Source organism: Butyricicoccus sp. AF35-5AC, from assembly GCF_003477715.1.
Lineage (GTDB): Bacteria > Bacillota > Clostridia > Oscillospirales > Butyricicoccaceae > Agathobaculum > Agathobaculum butyriciproducens.
The window spans coordinates 1-659 of sequence record NZ_QUDX01000046.1 but is presented as its reverse complement, the minus strand read 5'-3'; the positions used below and the strand labels follow the sequence as shown (position 1 = coordinate 659).

Genomic DNA, 659 nt, shown 5'->3' with positions numbered 1-659 from the left:
TATAAACGATAATTTAGCGGCTTAAAGTTGGACAGCACAGACATCAATCTCGCCGGACATCAACTTGGGCAGCAGAGAGTCACGGATTGCTTCCAATCGGCAGTTTTCTTCGTAGTTGGCGCGGATTAACTCATCTATCGGATGAGCGACAACCTCAAACTGATCGATTTCAGTTACAGGAGGAATATCAATCGGTATGGCATTGAGTGCATCCCTATTGATGGAGCCGAAGACTGTACCCTCGCCATTAAAAACATCAAGCTGAGACCTGAGTGCAAACATAGTATAGAGAACAAACGAACTGTGACCAGTTTTACTATGAATAGCACCTAAGCCGCGCCCAATGCAGCATCTCTCGTACGCTATATTGAGATCACCCACGGGAGCGCGGACGCTGAGAAGGACATCGCCAGCCTCAGCCTTGCGTTTAGGTTCGGTGGTAAAAAGCCGCCGTTTGGGAAAACGAAATCCAAATTCGGCTCGTCCCTGATAGAAAACCTCGCCAACACCGTCTTCGTTGTAGCTGCTGCCACTCGGAGACTGCCCCATTGTGATGACTGCAATGTCACTGAGAGTTCCAGAGGTAACATTGCTGTCGGAGCTGTTGAGGAACATTTCAGCATACAATGACATCGCTTGCTGCTGTAAATTATCGTTTA

1 protein-coding gene is annotated in these 659 nt (G+C 48.0%); it reads right to left on the bottom strand.

What is annotated here, in order from left to right; translation table 11 throughout:
• Positions 1-21: 21 nt before the first annotated feature.
• The coding region (locus DWZ82_RS14930) for a restriction endonuclease subunit S (protein ID WP_243022968.1) at positions 22-659 on the bottom strand (638 nt) is incomplete at its 5' end.